This window comes from Aquabacter sediminis, assembly GCF_028863665.1.
Taxonomy (GTDB): domain Bacteria; phylum Pseudomonadota; class Alphaproteobacteria; order Rhizobiales; family Xanthobacteraceae; genus L1I39.
The window spans coordinates 1-1,454 of the sequence record NZ_JARBFX010000030.1 but is presented as its reverse complement, the minus strand read 5'-3'; the positions used below and the strand labels follow the sequence as shown (position 1 = coordinate 1,454).

The 1,454-nt window shown below is 64.6% G+C and carries 1 pseudogene; it reads left to right on the top strand.

The features are described 5' to 3' along the window. Position 1 precedes the first annotated feature (1 nt). Positions 2-1,383, top strand: a pseudogene (locus PV781_RS24015) (IS1182 family transposase). Positions 1,384-1,454: the final 71 nt, after the last annotated feature.

Genomic DNA, 1,454 nt, shown 5'->3' with positions numbered 1-1,454 from the left:
CCTGGAAGACTATGTGGATGCAGACAACCCGGTCCGCATCATTGACGCCTTCGTCGATGAACTCGATCTGGCCGAACTCGGCTTTGCTCGCGTGCAGCCGGCATCGACCGGCAGACCCGGCTACGCCCCGGGCACCATGCTCAAGCTTTATGTCTATGGCTATCTGCACCAGCTGACCTCGAGCCGGAAGCTGGAGCGCGAGGCGCGCCGCAACATCGAACTGATGTGGCTGACCGGCAAGCTGGCACCCGACTTCAAGACGATCGCGGACTTCCGCCATGACAATGCCAGCGCGATCCAGAGTGCGTGCCAGCGCTTCGTCGCCATCTGTCGTGCCCTTGGCCTGGTCGGCGGTGGCATGGTTGCGATCGACGGATCGCGCCTGCGCGCAGTGAATACGCACGAGAAGAACTACACCAAGGGCAAGCTGGCCCGCCGAAAGGCCCATGTCGAGGAAAGCATCGCGCGCTATCTCGCCGAGCTTGACGAGGCAGACAAGGCGGAGGCCGGCCCGGCGACGCCGCGCATCGCGCACCTGGCCGAGCGACTGGCGTCGCTGCGCGGGCGCCTTGGCGAACTCGAGGCGATCGGCCGGCAGTTGGAAGCCTCCCCTGATGAGCAGATATCGCTGACCGATCGGGATGCCCGCGCCATGGCAACCGGCAGCGATCATCGCGGCGTGGTCGGTTACAACGTCCAGGCGGCCGTCGATACCGGACACCACATCGTCGTGCCTATGCGGTGACCAACCGCGGTCATGACCGCTCGCATCTGCTGGAGATGGCCACAGCCGCCCAGGCCGAGACCGGCGCTGCCGAAATGATCGCCCTGGCAGATCGTGGATACTATGAGGGCGAGCAAATCCGCGCCTGCGCCGAATCTGGCATCATCCCGATAGTGCCCAAGCCAAATACCTCACCGGCTCAGGCGCGCGGCTTCTGGGGCAAGGCTAGGTTCGTGCATGAGCCGCAGGCCGACGCCTATCGCTGCCCCGCCGGTCAACAGCTGCAGAAGCGCTTTGCCCGGGTGGAGGGCGGCAAGCTCATCAGCGTCTACTTCAACCAGAAGGCCTGCAGCGCCTGCCCGTCGCGTCCCCTGTGCACGGCCGGCAAAGAGAAGCGCATCCGACGATGGGAGCACGAAGCGGTGCTCGACGTCATGGAGCGCAGGCTTCAAGCGATGCCCGAAGCCATGGTGGTCCGCCGCTGCAAGGTCGAGCACGTCTTCGGCACCATAAAGGGATGGATGGGTGCCACCCACTTCCGAACGCGCGGCCTCAAGCATGTCGCCACCGAAGCCAGCTTGACGATACTGGCTTACAACATGAAGCGTGCCATTGCCGTGGCCCGCGTGGCCTCGACACTCAAGGCGATAGCCGGATGACCGGAGCCGACGCGCGAATTGGAAAAGGCAGCTTGACCGATCAGCCGCGCAGAGTTCTCACACAGCCTCGG